The 16,092-nt window shown below is 68.1% G+C and carries 15 protein-coding genes; 7 read left to right on the forward strand and 8 right to left on the reverse strand.

Annotated elements, in window-relative coordinates:
• Window positions 1–42 precede the first annotated feature (42 nt).
• Window positions 43–1,476: a serine hydrolase domain-containing protein gene (locus H9Y04_RS16620; RefSeq protein ID WP_187814661.1), complete on the reverse strand. Its 1,434-nt coding sequence runs from the start codon at window positions 1,474–1,476 to the stop codon at window positions 43–45.
• Between the two features lie 165 nt (window positions 1,477–1,641).
• On the opposite strand from H9Y04_RS16620, the gene H9Y04_RS16625 reads away from it, so the two are divergent.
• The 3 genes from H9Y04_RS16625 to H9Y04_RS16635 all read left to right on the forward strand — a co-directional run bounded on the left by H9Y04_RS16625 (window position 1,642) and on the right by H9Y04_RS16635 (window position 3,288).
• Window positions 1,642–2,259 carry a TetR/AcrR family transcriptional regulator gene (locus H9Y04_RS16625; RefSeq protein ID WP_236070913.1) on the forward strand — a complete coding sequence of 206 codons (618 nt, stop codon included), beginning with the start codon at window positions 1,642–1,644 and terminating at the stop codon, window positions 2,257–2,259.
• Between the two features lies 1 nt (window position 2,260).
• The gene (locus H9Y04_RS16630) at window positions 2,261–2,626 is read left to right on the forward strand and encodes a VOC family protein (protein ID WP_187814662.1); all 366 of its coding nucleotides are present in this window, start codon (window positions 2,261–2,263) and stop codon (window positions 2,624–2,626) included.
• Between the two features lie 98 nt (window positions 2,627–2,724).
• Complete coding sequence (locus tag H9Y04_RS16635; protein WP_187814663.1) at window positions 2,725–3,288, forward strand: dihydrofolate reductase family protein; 564 nt, start codon at window positions 2,725–2,727, stop codon at window positions 3,286–3,288.
• Between the two features lie 27 nt (window positions 3,289–3,315).
• Here H9Y04_RS16635 and dnaB read toward each other — a convergent pair whose 3' ends face one another.
• Window positions 3,316–4,791, reverse strand: coding sequence for a replicative DNA helicase (gene dnaB / locus H9Y04_RS16640; protein ID WP_187814664.1), 1,476 nt, complete (start codon window positions 4,789–4,791; stop codon window positions 3,316–3,318).
• Window positions 4,792–5,274: 483 nt separating this feature from the next.
• On the opposite strand from dnaB, the gene H9Y04_RS16645 reads away from it, so the two are divergent.
• Window positions 5,275–6,612: an MATE family efflux transporter gene (locus tag H9Y04_RS16645; protein WP_187814665.1), complete on the forward strand. Its 1,338-nt coding sequence runs from the start codon at window positions 5,275–5,277 to the stop codon at window positions 6,610–6,612.
• 222 nt (window positions 6,613–6,834) lie between these two features.
• Here the strand turns inward: H9Y04_RS16645 and rplI are convergent, their stop codons facing one another.
• The 4 genes from rplI to rpsF all read right to left on the reverse strand — a co-directional run bounded on the left by rplI (window position 6,835) and on the right by rpsF (window position 8,561).
• Window positions 6,835–7,281: a 50S ribosomal protein L9 gene (gene rplI / locus H9Y04_RS16650; protein ID WP_187814666.1), complete on the reverse strand. Its 447-nt coding sequence runs from the start codon at window positions 7,279–7,281 to the stop codon at window positions 6,835–6,837.
• An 18-nt stretch (window positions 7,282–7,299) separates the two neighbouring features.
• A complete protein-coding gene (gene rpsR / locus H9Y04_RS16655) occupies window positions 7,300–7,536 on the reverse strand; it encodes a 30S ribosomal protein S18 (protein ID WP_006381652.1) in 237 nt (78 codons plus the stop codon).
• Window positions 7,537–7,594: 58 nt separating this feature from the next.
• A complete protein-coding gene (locus H9Y04_RS16660) occupies window positions 7,595–8,197 on the reverse strand; it encodes a single-stranded DNA-binding protein (RefSeq protein WP_187814667.1) in 603 nt (200 codons plus the stop codon).
• Between the two features lie 73 nt (window positions 8,198–8,270).
• On the reverse strand, window positions 8,271–8,561 hold the full coding sequence (gene rpsF, locus H9Y04_RS16665) for a 30S ribosomal protein S6 (protein ID WP_004950685.1): 291 nt from the start codon (window positions 8,559–8,561) through the stop codon (window positions 8,271–8,273).
• A 279-nt stretch (window positions 8,562–8,840) separates the two neighbouring features.
• On the opposite strand from rpsF, the gene H9Y04_RS16670 reads away from it, so the two are divergent.
• The 3 genes from H9Y04_RS16670 to H9Y04_RS16680 all read left to right on the forward strand — a co-directional run bounded on the left by H9Y04_RS16670 (window position 8,841) and on the right by H9Y04_RS16680 (window position 11,674).
• Window positions 8,841–9,158 carry a hypothetical protein gene (locus H9Y04_RS16670; protein ID WP_187814668.1) on the forward strand — a complete coding sequence of 106 codons (318 nt, stop codon included), beginning with the start codon at window positions 8,841–8,843 and terminating at the stop codon, window positions 9,156–9,158.
• A gap of 267 nt (window positions 9,159–9,425) precedes the next feature.
• Window positions 9,426–10,547, forward strand: coding sequence for a lipid II:glycine glycyltransferase FemX (locus H9Y04_RS16675; RefSeq protein WP_187814669.1), 1,122 nt, complete (start codon window positions 9,426–9,428; stop codon window positions 10,545–10,547).
• A 95-nt stretch (window positions 10,548–10,642) separates the two neighbouring features.
• Window positions 10,643–11,674, forward strand: coding sequence for an alanine racemase (locus tag H9Y04_RS16680; RefSeq protein WP_187814670.1), 1,032 nt, complete (start codon window positions 10,643–10,645; stop codon window positions 11,672–11,674).
• Window positions 11,675–11,758: 84 nt separating this feature from the next.
• Here the strand turns inward: H9Y04_RS16680 and H9Y04_RS16685 are convergent, their stop codons facing one another.
• Window positions 11,759–13,315, reverse strand: a complete 1,557-nt coding sequence (locus H9Y04_RS16685) for a glycosyltransferase family 87 protein (RefSeq protein WP_187814671.1) — start codon at window positions 13,313–13,315, stop codon at window positions 11,759–11,761.
• A 129-nt stretch (window positions 13,316–13,444) separates the two neighbouring features.
• Window positions 13,445–16,090, reverse strand: coding sequence for a transglycosylase domain-containing protein (locus tag H9Y04_RS16690; RefSeq protein ID WP_187814672.1), 2,646 nt, complete (start codon window positions 16,088–16,090; stop codon window positions 13,445–13,447).
• Between the last annotated feature and the right edge of the window lie 2 nt (window positions 16,091–16,092).

Genomic DNA, 16,092 nt, shown 5'->3' on the forward strand with positions numbered 1-16,092 from the left:
GTGTTTCACGTGAAACACGACCCCAACGGACACCGGAGAGCCTTACAGCTTCAGCCCTCGCCAGCCCTCCGGATCCACCCCACCCGGCACCGGCGCACCCGCGTCGTACGGCTCCCGTGTGAACACGAACGACCCGAGGTCGAGGTGGCTCACCGTGCCATCGGCCCGCCGTACCGCCCTCAATGTCTCACCCGCGTAGTACCCGCCGAGGCCGGTCCACGTCCCGTCCTCCTCGGCCCGGAACCGCGCCGAGCGCCCCTTGCCCTGCAGCGGGGCCAGCTCGATCCCGTCGGCGAGCACCCGCAGCCCGTACCCGCTGGTGCCCCAGTACCAAGGCCCCGCCAACTCCAGTACCTGCGGCTCGACTTCCGGCATCGGCCGCCACGGCTCGGGGAAGCGGGGTTCGGCGTCGGCCACGATCCGTACGAGATCGGTGGCGAGCGCACCCACCAGCGGGCCGGACGTGCAGTTGGCCAGCGCGACCGCGGCGAGCCCTTCCTCCACGCTGAACACCAGACAGGCCAGATACCCCGGCAGCGATCCGGTGTGCCCGGCCAGCGAGCGGCCGTCGCGCCGGAAGAGCTGCACCCCGAGCCCGTACCCGCCCTCCCAGTCCCCGTCCTCCGACAGAGCGGCGGGCGCGCGCATCTCCCGTACGGTCTCGGCATTCAGCACCCGGTCGTCGCCCTGCGCGAGGAACGCGGCGAACCGCAGCAAGTCCCTTGTCGTGGACCAGAGCTGGCCCGCGGGCGCCATCAGCCCGAGGTCCTCGACCTGCTCAGGCAGCAGCACATCGGCCCAGGGATGCACGGCCCAGCCACCCGCGGCCGTCCCCTCCGGCTGCGCCGAGGTGCGGGTGAGCCCGAGCGGTTCGAGCACCTCGCGCCGCAGCACCTCCTCCCACGGGGCACCGCGCAGCTTCTCGACCAGCGCGCCGAGCACCGTATAGCCGGGGTTGGAGTAGTGGTACCGACGTCCCACGGGATGCCGGAACGGCTGCTCCCCGAGCACATCCCCGAGCTCCGGACGCTCGGTCCCCGGCGTCCGCTCCCACCATGCCCCGGGCGTCTCGGCCGCCAATCCGCCGGTGTGGGCGAGCAGTTGTCCGACAGTCACCTCACCGATCCCCGTATCCGGCAGATGCTTCTCGACCGGATCCCCCAGATCAAGGAGCCCTTCGTCCCGCAGCCGCATCACGAGCACAGCGGTGAAGGTCTTGGTGATCGACCCGATCCGGTACTGCACATCGCCGTCGGGACCGTGCCCGTCGACGGAAGTGGCAGACCCCTCCCACAGGATCTCCCCGTCCCGCATCACCGAGGCCACGACGGAGGGCGCCCGGCCTTCCGACTGGGCCACGGCCACGCGGTGATGCAGGGAGCGCCGGGTCGAGGGGAGAAGCTCATGGAACTGGGCACGCGGGTCGCCGACAGAGGCGTCCGCAGAAGGGCCTTCGCTGATTCCGGATGACGTCATGGGCCCAGTCCATCGTGCGGACGGCGTGGGGTCGAGCCGATTTCGCCGACCGCAGAGGCAGCCGGGCCGGCGCCGGGGCACTTGACGGAGTGAGCACTCACTCCGCACCATGGCGTACAGCACAGCACCCGGCCGACAGCACCGCGCCGAGACGAAGGGCAGCCCATGACCCCGCCCCCGCCCGCGAAGAAGCGCGCACCCTCGCTGAGCCCGGAGCAGCGCCGCACCATGCTCGTCCAGGCCACGATTCCGCTGGTCATCGCGTACGGCCGGGGCGTCACGACGCGCCAGATCGCGCAGGCGGCCGGCGTCGGTGAGGGCACGATCTTCCGGGTCTTCGCCGACAAGGACGAGCTCCTGGACGCATGCGTGACCGCGGTGCTCGGCCCCGGCAACACCCTCGCCGAGCTCGCCGCCATCGATCTCGACCGCCCCCTGGCCGAGCGCCTCAATGAGGCAGCCGAGGCCCTGCGCGCGGATCTGGACCGGATGGGCGCGGTCCTCGGCGCGCTCCACACCCCGGGAGCCTCCCGGCCGCGGCCCGGTCGCGAAGAGGGCACGCTCCCCGACCGCAGCACCGCCATGGCCTCCACCCGTGACGCCCTGGCCGAGCTCTTCGCGCCCGAACGCGAAGCCCTGCGCCTCACGCCCGGGCGCACCGCCCAGCTCTTCCTCGGCCTGCTGCTCACCGAGGCGGGTGGCGGCGGTGCGACGGGCGATATCGCCGAACTCGTCGACGTCTTCCTGCACGGAGCTCTGACCCCCGCCACCGGAAAGGCCTGAGATGCCGATCAGCCTCAACCACACCATCGTCGAGGCCCACGACAACGGCCGCGAGGCCCGCTTCTTCTCCGAGGTCATGGGCCTGGACTACGCAGGACCCGACCGCCACTTCGCCCCGGTCCGCGTCAACGAGTCGCTGACCCTGGACTTCCTGACGGTCGATCACCCCACAGGCCACCACCTGGCGTTCGATGTCGACCCGGCGACCTTCGACGCCGTCCTGACCCGCCTGCACAGCGCCTCGATCCCGTACGGCAACGACCCCCGCACCCCCGACAACGGCCGCACAGACCACCCGTTGTGCGCCCGCGGCCTCTACTTCGCGGACGAGGCGGGCAACCTGTACGAGGTCATGTCCCCCGCGTGAAACACCGGTCCAACCGTCCACGGGGTCTCACCACCGATGAGTTTCCCGCGCCGCGCCGGTCCGTACGCGGGAGACCGACTCACAGAAAGCTGGCGCCCATGCGGAAACTGATCTATGGCATGAACGTGACCCTGGACGGCTACACCGCCGCGCCCGGTGACGACCTCGGCTGGAGCGTGCCGAGCGACGAGCTCTTCCAGTTCTGGTCCGACCAGCTGCTCGCGACCGACATCGCGCTGTACGGGCGCAAGCTGTGGCAGGGGATGAGCTCCCACTGGCCGACCGCAGACGAGCAGCCCGACGCCACCCCGGCGCACATCGCGTACGCGCGCCGCTGGCGGGACATGTCGAAGGTCGTGTTCTCCTCGACGATCGACAAGGTCGACTGGAACACACGCCTGGTCGCCGGCGACGCGGTCGCCGAGATCACCCGGCTCAAAGCCGAGGACGGCGGCCCGATGCACCTCTGCGGCGCGACGCTCGCCGGTGCGGTCATGCGGGCGGGGCTGATCGACGAGTACCTGCTGGCCACCGCGCCGGTCCTGGTGGGCGGCGGCACTCCGTTCTTCACCGCGCTGGACAGCTGGGTGAACCTGGACCTGGTGGAGACTCGGACGCTGGCCGGCGGCGTGATCCTGAGCAGGTACGAGACGAGGCGCTGAGCACCCGGAAGAAAGAAACCCGCCGGCTCAGGTCTGCGCCATGTCCACGAAGCGCGAGTAGTGGCCCTGGAAGGCCACGGTGATCGTGGCCGTCGGACCGTTACGGTGCTTGCCCACGATGATGTCCGCCTCGCCCGCGCGCGGGGACTCCTTCTCGTACGCGTCCTCGCGATGCAGCAGGATGACCATGTCCGCGTCCTGCTCGATGGAGCCGGATTCACGCAGGTCGGAGACCATCGGCTTCTTGTCCGTACGCTGCTCGGGACCACGGTTCAGCTGCGAGAGCGCGATCACCGGAACCTCGAGCTCCTTGGCGAGGAGCTTGAGGTTTCGCGACATGTCCGAGACTTCCTGCTGACGGCTCTCGGAACGCTTCGAGCCGCCGGCCTGCATCAGCTGCAGATAGTCGATGATCACGAGCCGGATGTCATTGCGCTGCTTGAGCCGGCGGCACTTGGCGCGGATCTCCATCATCGACAGGTTCGGGGAGTCGTCGATGTAGAGCGGCGCGGCCGAGACCTCGGGCATACGGCGCGCGAGGCGCGTCCAGTCCTCGTCGGTCATCGTGCCGGAACGCATGTGGTGCAGCGCCACCCGTGCCTCCGCCGACAACAGACGCATCGCGATCTCGTTGCGCCCCATTTCGAGGGAGAAGATGACGCTGGGCAGGTTGTTCTTGATCGAGGCCGCCCGCGCGAAGTCCAGCGCCAGCGTGGACTTGCCCATGGCGGGACGGGCCGCGATGACGATCATCTGGCCCGGGTGGAGACCGTTGGTGAGGGAGTCGAAGTCGGAGAACCCGGTGGGCACACCGGTCATCTCCCCGCTGCGGGAGCCGATCGCCTCGATCTCGTCGAGCGCGCCCTCCATGATGTCGCCGAGCGGGAGGTAGTCCTCGCTGGTGCGCTGCTCGGTGACGGCGTAGATCTCGGCCTGTGCGCTGTTGACGATCTCGTCGACATCGCCGTCGGCCGCGTATCCCATCTGCGTGATCTTGGTGCCGGCCTCCACGAGGCGGCGCAGGACGGCCCGCTCGTGGACGATCTCCGCGTAGTACTCGGCGTTGGCCGCGGTCGGCACCGTCTGCACCAGCGTGTGCAGATACGGGGCTCCGCCGACCTTGGTGATCTCGCCGCGCTTGACCAGCTCGGCCGCGACCGTGATCGGGTCGGCCGGCTCGCCCTTGGCGTAGAGATCGAGAATCGCCTGGAAGATGGTCTCGTGCGCCGGCCGGTAGAAGTCATGGCCCTTGATGACCTCGACGACATCGGCGATCGCGTCCTTGGACAGGAGCATGCCGCCGAGCACCGACTGCTCCGCGTCCAGATCCTGGGGCGGTACGCGCTCGAAGGCCGAGCCCCCGTCCCAGCCACCGCCGTCGCGGCCGCGCTCATGCTGCTCGTCGCGGCCACGGCCGCCGTTGGCGCGCTGACGGGAGACAGGCAGACGATCACCGGGACCGCTGTCGGCCCACGGGTCGTCCAAGGGCTCGGAGATACTCACCGGGCCACCTCCTCCCGTCCGCCGAGCGGACCTCGCCGTGCCCCTCATTCCTACGGCACGACACTGACAAATAAGAGGCCCGACTCCGCTTCCGACGCGACGGATCCACAGGGGTTTCCGGGCAGGAATCCACAGGGGTTCGAGGCAGGAGAAAAGACGCGGGCGCCGCACCACGGTAGGGCCCCGGGCACCGTCAGCCAATCTGGTTATCCACAGGCCCTGTGGATAGCGGCCCCGATGCTGTGGAGAACCCCGCCAATCCTGTGCACGGCCCGGTGGACAGTGCTGTGAACAAGCCCTCAAGGTCTTCCACAAACCCCACCTGACCTGCTGTTTCCTTGTCCACCCACTGTGCAGAGAAAAAACTTCCCCAGTCGGACCAAGATCACGACAAACGGTGCGCCGCGATCGGCCCAACTGGCGGCAATGTAATAGCCAGAAGCCACTTGCATCCATTACCTGTGGAAGATTAGATTGGTGCCCATGACACAGGCTCCCCCGACCTCCAAGGCTGTCCGCCGGGCACATGACCGCGAGATCATCGCGCTCGCCGTGCCCGCCTTCGGTGCGCTGGTCGCCGAGCCGCTCTTCGTGATGGTGGACAGCGCCATCGTGGGGCATCTCGGCACCGCTCAGCTCGCCGGTCTCGCGGTCGCCTCGAGCCTGCTCCTGACCGCCGTCGCCGTCTTCGTCTTCCTCGCGTACGCCACCACGGCGGCCGTCGCGCGCAGGGTCGGAGCCGGAGACCTCCAGTCCGCGATCCGCCAGGGCATGGACGGCATCTGGCTGGCGATACTGCTCGGCGTCGCCACCCTCGCCGTCGTCCTCCCCACCTCCCCCGCGATCGTCGATCTCCTCGGCGCCTCGGACACCGCGGCGCCCTACGCCATCACGTATCTGCGCATCTCCGCGATCGGCATCCCGGCCATGCTCATCGTCCTCGCGGCGACCGGCGTGCTGCGCGGACTGCAGGACACCAAGACCCCGCTGTACGTGGCCATCGGCGGCTTCACCGCCAACGCCGCCCTCAACGCGGGCCTCGTCTACGGCGCCGACCTCGGCATCGCCGGTTCCGCCTGGGGCACGGTCCTCGCGCAGTACGGCATGGCCGCCGCGTACCTCGTCGTCGTGGTCCGCGGAGCACGACGCCATGGCGCCTCGCTGAAGCCGGACGCCGCCGGCATCCGGGCCTGCGCCCAGGCAGGCGCGCCGCTGCTCGTCCGCACGCTGTCGCTGCGCGCGATCCTGATGATCGCCACCGCCGTGGCCGCCCGCCTCGGCGACGCCGAGATCGCAGCCCACCAGATCATCCTGTCCCTGTGGAGTCTGCTGGCCTTCGCCCTGGACGCGATCGCCATCGCGGGCCAGGCCATCATCGGCCGCTATCTGGGAGCGGGGGACGAGGAGGGAGCGCGGGGCGCCTGCCGGCGGATGGTGCAGTGGGGCGTCGCCTCCGGAGTCGTGCTCGGTCTCCTGGTGGTGGCGACCAGCCCGCTGATCCTGCCGGTGTTCACCAGCGACACCACCGTCCATGACGTGGCGCTGCCCGCTCTGATCGTGGTGGCCGTCTCGCAGCCGATCTCCGGGATCGTCTTCATCCTCGACGGCGTCCTGATGGGGGCGGGCGACGGACCGTATCTGGCCTGGGCCATGCTCGCCACACTGGCCGTCTTCACCCCGGTCGCCTTGCTCATCCCCGTCTTCGGCGGCGGCCTGACAGCGGTCTGGCTGGCGATGACGCTGATGATGACGGTCCGCATGCTGACCCTGTGGACCCGCACCCGCTCGGGCCGATGGATCGTCACGGGCGCGACGCGCTAGCGCCCGGCCTGAACGATCAGCCCAACTCCAGCCCGTCCGGCGCTTGAGGACGAGCGCGTTCAGCGCGATGGGGGCAAGGGGCCCAGCCCCGACACCTACCCCCGGAAGCCTCACGTTTCACGTGAAACACCCACCGCCGACGCACAGCCAAGCCCGGGCAGCAGAAGGGGCCGCACCCAAAACGGGTACGGCCCCTTCACACGCTCAAAGCGAGCGCAGCGCTTACGCGGCGACGACCTCGATGGTCACCTTGGCGGCAACCTCGGGGTGCAGACGCACGGACGCCTCGTGGGCACCGAGCACCTTGATCGGCGCGCCCAGCTCGATGCGGCGCTTGTCGACCTCGGGGCCACCGGCAGCCTTGATCGCCGAGGCGATGTCAGCGGCGGTAACGGCACCGAAGAGACGACCGGCGTCGCCGGAGCGGGTGGCAAGGCGAACCTTGACGGCCTCGAGCTGGCCCTTGACCTGGTTGGCCTGCTCGATGGTCTGGATCTCGTGGATCTTGCGAGCACGACGGATCTGCTCGACGTCCTTCTCGCCGCCCTTGGTCCAGCGGATAGCGAACTTCCGCGGGATCAGGTAGTTGCGGGCGTAGCCGTCCTTGACGTCGACGACGTCGCCGGCAGCGCCGAGGCCGGAGACCTCGTGGGTGAGGATGATCTTCATTGTTCGGTCACCCTTCCCTTATCGCGCGGTGGACGTGTAGGGCAGCAGCGCCATCTCACGGCTGTTCTTGACGGCCGTGGCGACGTCACGCTGGTGCTGCGTGCAGTTGCCGGTCACGCGGCGGGCACGGATCTTGCCGCGGTCGGAAATGAACTTCCGCAGCATGTTCGTGTCCTTGTAGTCCACGTACTGGACCTTGTCCTTGCAGAAAGCGCAGACCTTCTTCTTAGGCTTGCGCACAGGCGGCTTCGCCATGGTGTTTCTCCTGTGTGATCAAGAAGTTTGGGTAAGCCCAGCTCCTTGGCCGTGAGGCCTAGAAGGGGGGCTCGTCCGAGTAGCCGCCACCGGAGCCGCCGGAGCTTCCGCCCCAGCTGCCACCGCCGCCGCCCTGCTGACCGCCACCGGCCGGCGCACTGGTCGCCCAGGGGTCGTCGGAGGGAGCTCCGCCGCCCTGCTGCTGACCGCCACCGGGGCCACCGCCCCAGTTGCCGCCGCCCTGCTGGCCGCCACCGCCGCCGCCGAATCCACCGCCGCCGCCCTGACGGGCGCCGCCGCTGGTCTTGGTGACCTTGGCCGTGGCACTGCGCAGGCTGGCGCCGACCTCGTCGACGTCCAGCTCGTAGACCGTGCGCTTGACACCCTCACGGTCCTCATAGGACCGCTGCTTCAACCGGCCCTGCACGATGACGCGCATGCCTCGCTGAAGCGACTCCGCGACGTTCTCCGCCGCCTGACGCCAGACCGAGCAGGTCAGGAACAGGCTTTCGCCGTCCTTCCACTCATTGGTCTGCCGGTCGAAAGTGCGGGGAGTGGACGCGACACGGAACTTCGCGACCGCCGCACCGGAGGGGGTGAAACGCAGCTCGGGGTCATCGACGAGATTGCCGATGACCGTGATGACGGTCTCGCCTGCCATGGGAGATACCTCTCGGCGGGTTGCTGCTGGCTGCTTGCTGCTACTCAGATCCCGATACCGCTGAACGCGAGGTTCAGTGGGTCTCGGGGCGGAGGACCTTGGTCCGGAGGACCGACTCGTTCAGGTTCATCTGGCGGTCGAGCTCCTTGACGACCGCAGGCTCGGCCTGCAGGTCGATGACCGAGTAGATGCCCTCGGGCTTCTTCTTGATCTCGTACGCGAGACGACGACGGCCCCAGGTGTCGACCTTCTCCACCTTTCCGTTGCCCTCACGGACGACGGAGAGGAAGTTCTCGATCAGCGGCGAAACGGCACGCTCTTCGAGATCGGGGTCGAGGATGACCATCACTTCGTAGTGACGCATGTGTAACCCACCTCCTTTGGACTCAGCGGCCACGGTCGTTCCGTGGCAGGAGGGTTGTGATGCGTTAGCAACGGTAGCTGCCGCCACTGACAATCAGGCCCCGCCAAGGCGGGGAGCTGGCCGTGGGAGCCCAGAGGACCTGGGCAGACACCGGTGCAGACGTTACAGACTACCTGGCTGATGCCTTCCGGTTGAAATCCGCTGGTAAAGAGCCGCAATCTAGACACATCGGGTGTCCACAGCGCTACGATGCGCCGCTCATGCCAGGAGGTGCCTCCCATGGCACAGGCAATGCGACCCAACACTGCTACCTCGCTCTTCGCGACCGACGGCAAGCCCCATCCGCTCCAGGACACGCTGCTTGCGATCACCCTGGTGCTCGGCATCACGGCCTTCGTCTCCGCGATGTTCCACAACCTCCATCTGCTGTCGTCCTGGACCGGACTCATCGGGATCCTCACGGGGGCGTACGGACAGTTCATCTCCGAGACGACCCGCGAGCGGACCCTGCTGATCATCGGCCTCGGCGCCGCGGCGGTCGGGTTCTTCCTCGGCATGGCCCACGGCGGCCTCTTCGGCGGTGTGATCGGCGGCTGACCTCCGCTCGTCACCACACGCGCTCCCGCCCCCACCTCGAACGGCGGCTGACCTCCGCTTCCCGCCCGCCCCAAACGGCGGCCCGGCCCCACTCCTCACCTCCAAGCCCGGGCCCTCCGTATATCCAGGACTCGGCCTTCCGGGCCCCATCCCGGTGGGCCGAGTAGCCATGCGCCCATTCGGGGCGCTCTACCGGCGCAGTAGGCTTCGGCGCGAGAGCCGGACCCCCTTCACTCCGGGGGACACCCCAGCCGAGGAGCGCCCCGCATGAGCCTGACCCTGAGGACCATCAGCCGCGAGCAGCATCTGGCGTACATCCAGAGCCTGCCGTCGGCTAGCCACTGCCAGGTCCCGGCGTGGGCAGATGTGAAGAGCGAGTGGCGCTCGGAGAACCTGGGCTGGTTCGACGACAAGACCGGCCAGCTCGTGGGCGCGGGCCTGGTCCTCTACCGCCAGCTCCCCAAGGTCAAGCGCTACCTCGCATATCTGCCCGAGGGCCCGGTCATCAACTGGTACGCCCCGAACCTGGACGAGTGGCTGAAGCCGATGCTCGCCCACCTCAAGCAGCAGGGCGCCTTCTCCGTGAAGATGGGCCCGCCCGTCGTGATCCGGAAGTGGGACGCCCCCGCGATCAAGGCCGGTATCCAGAACCCGGACGTCAAGCGGCTGCGCGACATCGAGCCCACCCACATCGAGCCGCGTGCCTTCGAGGTCTCCGACAAGCTCCGCCGTATGGGCTGGCAGCAGGGCGAGGACGGCGGCGCCGGCTTCGGTGACGTGCAGCCCCGCTACGTCTTCCAGGTGCCGCTCGCCGGCCGCTCGCTCGACGAGGTCCAGAAGGGCTTCAACCAGCTGTGGCGACGCAACATCAAGAAGGCCGAGAAGGCCGGCGTCGAGGTCGTCCAGGGCGGCTACGAGGACCTCGCCGAGTGGCAGCGCCTGTACGAGATCACCGCCATCCGCGACAAGTTCCGTCCGCGGCCGCTCAGTTACTTCCAGCAGCAGTTCCGGGCCCTCAACTCCGAGGACCCCAACCGGATGCGGCTGTACTTCGCCCGGCACAACGGGGTGAACCTCGCGGCCGCGACGATGCTCGTGGTCGGCGGCCACGTCTGGTACTCCTACGGCGCCTCCGACAACATCGGCCGTGAGGTCCGGCCCTCGAACGCGATGCAGTGGCGGATGCTCCGCGACGCCTACGCGCTCGGCGCCAGCGTCTACGACCTGCGCGGCATCTCCGACTCCCTGGACGAGACCGACCACCTCTTCGGCCTGATCCAGTTCAAGGTCGGCACGGGCGGCGAGGCCGTCGAGTACGTCGGCGAATGGGACTTCCCGCTGAACAAGCTGCTGCACAAGGCGCTCGACATCTACATGTCGCGCCGCTGATTTCACGTATCGAGTCGGCAACGCAACCGACCCCGCAGAATTACCTTCCATACCTTTGATACACCGCAGACACGAGAAAGGTTCCGGGTCCGGCCATGGCGCTCACGCTCTACGTCGACACCGCGCGCTGGCGTGCACACCACAAGCAGGTGCTCGAACAGTTCCCGGGTCTCATCCCCGTCTGCAAGGGGAACGGCTACGGCTTCGGCCACGAACGGCTCGCCGAGGAGGCGACCCGCCTCGGCGCGGACATGCTCGCCGTCGGCACCACGTACGAAGCAGCCCGTATCAAGGACTGGTTCAGCGGTGATCTGCTCGTGCTGACCCCGTTCCGCCGCGGCGAGGAGCCCGTGCCGCTGCCGGACCGTGTCATCCGTTCCGTCTCCTCGGTCGAGGGCGTGCACGGCCTGGTCGGCGCGCGCGTGGTCATCGAGGTGATGAGCTCGATGAAGCGGCACGGCGTCGGCGAGCACGAACTCGGCCAGCTGCACCAGGCGATCGAGGACGTCCGCCTTGAGGGCTTCGGCATTCACCTGCCGCTCGACCGCACCGACGGCTCGGACGCCGTCGAGGAGGTCATCGGCTGGATGGACCGGCTGCGCGCGGCCCGGCTGCCGCTGCACACGATGTTCGTGAGCCACCTGTCGGCACAGGAACTGGCCCGCCTCCAGCAGCAGTTCCCGCAGACCCGCTTCCGCGCCCGTATCGGCACGCGTCTGTGGCTCGGCGACCATGAGTCCACCGAGTACCGCGGCGCGGTCCTGGACGTCACGCGCGTCTCCAAGGGCGACCGCTTCGGCTACCGCCAGCAGAAGGCCGCCTCGGACGGCTGGCTGGTGGTCGTCGCCGGCGGTACCTCGCACGGTGTGGGCCTGGAGGCGCCGAAGGCGCTGCACGGTGTGATGCCGCGCGCCAAGGGCGTGGCCCGCGCGGGCCTGGCCACCGTCAACCGGAACCTTTCGCCGTTCGTCTGGTCCGGCAAGCAGCGCTGGTTCGCCGAGCCGCCGCACATGCAGGTCTCGATCCTGTTCGTGCCGGCCGACTCCGCCGAGCCCAAGGTGGGCGAGGAACTGGTGGCCCATCTGCGGCACACCACGACGCAGTTCGACCGGCTCGTAGACCGCTGAGTCTTCTCCGGCATACGCCGAAGGGGCGTCCACAACATCAGTTGTGGACGCCCCTTCGGCGTATGGACGGGTCAAGCCGTTCGCTCAGGGCGAACTCTCCGGGGCAGGCCCCCCGAGCCCTCGCTTCTCCACGCCCCACTGCACGTATGTCCCCTCGGTGCCGTGGGCCGCATGCCGCGGCGGGTGCGCGGCGCGGCCGAGGGCGAAGACATCCTCGGCACGGTCCAGGACACCACCGGAGGGATCGTCCGAACCGTCCTTGCGTACGGGGTCGCGCTCGGGCATCAGGATGTCGCGGACGATCACGGCGCAGAGGTAGAGCGTGCCGAGGAGGTGGACCAGGATGGCCAGCTGGTAGCCCTCCTCCGGCAGCCCTTGGTGCTTGTCGCCGCTCGTCGTGTACGCGAGATACATCCAGATCCCCAGGAAGTACATGACCTCGCAGGCCTGCCAGATCAGGAAGTCCCGCCAGCGCGGCCGGGCCAGCGCGGCGAGGGGGATCAGCCACAGCACGTACTGCGGTGAGTAGACCTTGTTGGTGAGGATGAACGCTGCCACCACCAGGAAGGCGAGCTGCGCGAACCGCGGCCTGCGCGGTGCCGTCAGCGTGAGCGCGGCGATCAGGCCGCAGCACGCCACCATCAGCAACGTGGCCAGGGTGTTGACCGTCTCGGTGCTCAGCGGGGTGTCCATGCGCTGCTGCAGGATCAGCCAGAACGAGCCGAAGTCCGTCCCGCGCTCCTGGCTGAACGTGTAGAACTTCGCCCAGCCGTCGAAGGCCCCGATCATCACCGGCAGGTTCACCGCCAGCCAGGCGCCTGCCGCACCGGCGAAGGCAATGCCGAACTCCCGCCAGCGCCCGGCCCGCCAGCACAGCAGCAGGAGCGGCCCCAGCAGGAACACCGGGTAGAGCTTGGCGGCGGTCGCCAGACCGATCAGCACGCCGAACGCCAGCGGCCGAGAGCGCGACCACATCAGCATCGCGGCCGCGGTCAGCGCGATCGCGAGGAGGTCCCAGTTGATGGTCGCCGTGAGCGCACCGGCCGGAGCGAGCGCGACGAGCAGTCCGTCCCAGGGCCGCCGGCGGTGCGTACGGGCGACACAGACCGCGATGACGACGGCGCAGATCATCAGCATGCCCGAGTTGACCAGCCAGTAGACCTCTTCCCGGTCCCGCAGGGAATCGGTGCTGTCGGTCGGGACGCCGGTGATCCAGGAGGCCACTTCCATGAACACACCGGTCAGCACGGGGTATTCGAGGTACTCCATGCCGCCCGAGATATCGCTCGGAATGCGGTCGAAGTACGGGACGAGGTCCTCCGCGAAGCCGCGACCCTGGAAGAGATGCGGGATATCGGAGTAGCAGGCGTGCGTGTACTGCGCGCCTGCGCCGACGAACCAACCGCCGTTGTAGCAGGGCAGCTTCTGCACCATGCCGAGCGCGAACATGCCGATGGCGATGAGGGCGATGATGCGCACCGGGGTCCACCAATGGCCACCGAACAGCGCCCTGCGGCCGAGCGGACCGCCGATCAGTTCACTGCCGGCCGCGGCGATCTCGTCCTGCCGTGTCGGCGACACCGGCTCCTCGGCGGGGTCTGTGCCGGGTCCTGGGCGCGGGCTCGGGCTCGTGCTCGTCATGGGGTTCATCCTGCCGTACGACGCTGTGGAAAAGGCGAGGGCCGCCGCACCCTGAGGTGCGACGGCCCTCTGTTTCACGTGAAACATTCACCTTGGTGCGTTTCACGTGAAACACACCGCCCTGGGCGGCTATCCGGTCTCGCCGAACCAACCGCCGTTGCCACCGTTGCCGTTACCGTTACCGCCCGTTGGCTCTTCGCTCGTCGGTGGTGGTGAGGATTCGCCACCGGTGGTTCCTCCGGTGTCCGTACCACCGCTGTCGTTGCCGCCGTTGTTGTTGCCTCCGTTGTCCCAGCAGGCCGGATCCCACTGGTTGCAGGACTGGCTCGGCTCCACCGGCAGCGACGGGGTCACCTGAGGCTGCGACGGAGTCGGGTCGGGAGTCTCACTCGGGGTCGGCGTGGGCGACGGGCTCGGCTTGCCGACGATCTCCCCGGTGTCGGTGGCGGGCGTGAACTCGCTGTGCTCCTCACCCTTGGTGCCCTCGAGCATGTAGTCCTTCCAGACCTGCGCGGGGACCTCACCACCGTGGATCGAGTCACCGGCGTCGCCGGTGATGCGGAGCAGCTTGCCTTCCTCCGGGTCGGAGCGGAACACACCGATCGCCGTGGACAGTTCAGGCGTGTAGCCGGCGTACCAGGCCGACAGGTTGTCGTCGGTGGTACCGGTCTTGCCGGCGGTGGGGAAGCCGATGTCGGCGATGCGCTTGGCCGTACCGTTCTGAACGACGTTCTCCAGAACCTCGGTGACGCCGTTGGCTACGTCCGGGTCGATCGCATCCTTGGCTGTGGGCTTCTCGAACCCGTCCCGCTCGACCTCGTCCTTGACGACCTTGGTGACGGAGTACGGCTCAAAATGCTGGCCTTCGGCTGCGAAGGTCGCGTACGCACTCGACAGAGAAACGGCGTCAGGCGTGGACGTGCCCAGCGAGAACGACACGTTCCTCATGTTGCCCGTATCGAAGCTGCTCTCAGGGATACCCAACGCCTTGGCCGTCTTGCGCGTGGTGTCGAGGCCGACGTCGATACCGAGCTGCGCGAACGGGACGTTGATGGACTTCTCCATCGCGAACTTCAGCGTGACGGGCCCGTACTTCCTGCCGTCCTCTTCGTTCTGCTGCCGGAAATCCCCGCCCTTGCCATTGGGGATCGGCTTGCCGTTCTGGTCGTAGATGACGCTGTTGTCATCCCCGTTGTAGCGGCTCATCGGGGAGATCCCCTGGCCGCCCGTCTTGTATGTCCCGTACTCCATCGCGGACGCCAGCACGAACGGCTTCCACGTCGATCCCACCGGCACACCCGTGGTGCGCGCGTTGTTGACGTAGTAGCCCTTGTCGTACCCGGCCCCGCCGTACACCGCCTTGATCTGCCCGCTCTTCGGATCGATCGAGGCGCCGCCGAACTGGACCAGCTTGTCCATGCGCTTGCCCTGTTCCTTGCGGGTCTTGGCGACCGCCTTCTCCAGGGCCTTGACCTTCTTCTCGTTGAAGGTCGTGTAGATCTTGTAGCCGCCCTTGTCGAGATCCTCGATCTTGATGCCCATCTTCTTCGCGGCTTCCGCCTTCGCGATGTCGATGAGGTAGCCGGTCTGACCGGCCAGCGCCGACTTCCGATCCACTATCTTCGGGAACTCGGTGACCTTGGCCCGTTCCGCCTCCGTGAGACGGCCGACCTCCACCATGCGGTCGAGGGTCCACTTCCAGCGCGCCTCGACCCGCTTCCGGTTGTCCTTCGGCTCCGCGTTGGGCCCCACACCGCCGTCAGGGCAGTAGAGGTTCGGGCCCTTGAGGACTGACGAGAGGAAGGCGCTCTCGCTGAGGTCCAGGTCGACGGCATCCTTGTTGAAGTAGGCCTGCGAGGCGGCCTGGATGCCATAGGCGTTGCGCCCGTAGTAGGCCGCATTGAGATAGCCGGCCAGGATCTCGTGCTTCTTCATCTTCGTCCCGACCTTTATCGAGATGAAGAGTTCCTTGGCCTTACGCGAGACCGTCTGACTCTGGTCCAGGTAGGTGTTCTTCACGAACTGCTGGGTGATGGTCGAACCACCCTGCGTCTCACCGCCCGTGGCCATGTTGAACACGGCACGGGCGATGCCCTTCGGGTCCACACCGCTGTCGGACTCGAAGCTCGCGTTCTCGGCGGAGATCACCGCGTCCTGCATGTGCTTGGAGATCTCTTCGATGTCGACGATCTGGCGGTTCTCCTTGCCGCCGGTCGTCGCCATCTGTGTCTTCTCGTCGTCCCAGTAGAAGACGTTGCTCTCGTTGTCGGCGATCTTGTCGACCGTAGGGATCTCCACCATCGCGTAAGCGATCCCCGCCACCGCCACGAGCATTCCGAAGAAGCCGATGAAGCAGCCCGTGACCTGCTTCCACGAAGGAACGAAACGCTTCATGCCGTCCCGGTCCGAGCGCGGATAGTCGATCCACCGCTTCTTGCTCGGCTCGTAACGGCCGCGCCCACGCCCGCCGGCCTCCGCGGCCATACCGCGACGGCCACCGCCCTCGGGCGCCCGGCGCCGGCCACCGCCGCCGCCCACCCCTGTGGAGCGCTGCGCGGCACGCCGCGCCTCGGCCCGGCCGCCCCAGGGGCGGTCGTCACCGGACGTACCAGATGTACCCGACATACCCGACGAGGCCGAAGCCCCGTACGAGGAAGAGGATCCGGATGATCCCCGCGGGGCCGCGCGGCGGCCCGACGAACCTGTGATGCCGCGCCGTGCCGCTGCACGTCCACCACCGTGCGACTGCGGAGGCTTGCGACGGTGCTCGCTCATCG

The organism is Streptomyces polyasparticus, from assembly GCF_014493765.1.
Lineage (GTDB): Bacteria > Actinomycetota > Actinomycetes > Streptomycetales > Streptomycetaceae > Streptomyces > Streptomyces polyasparticus.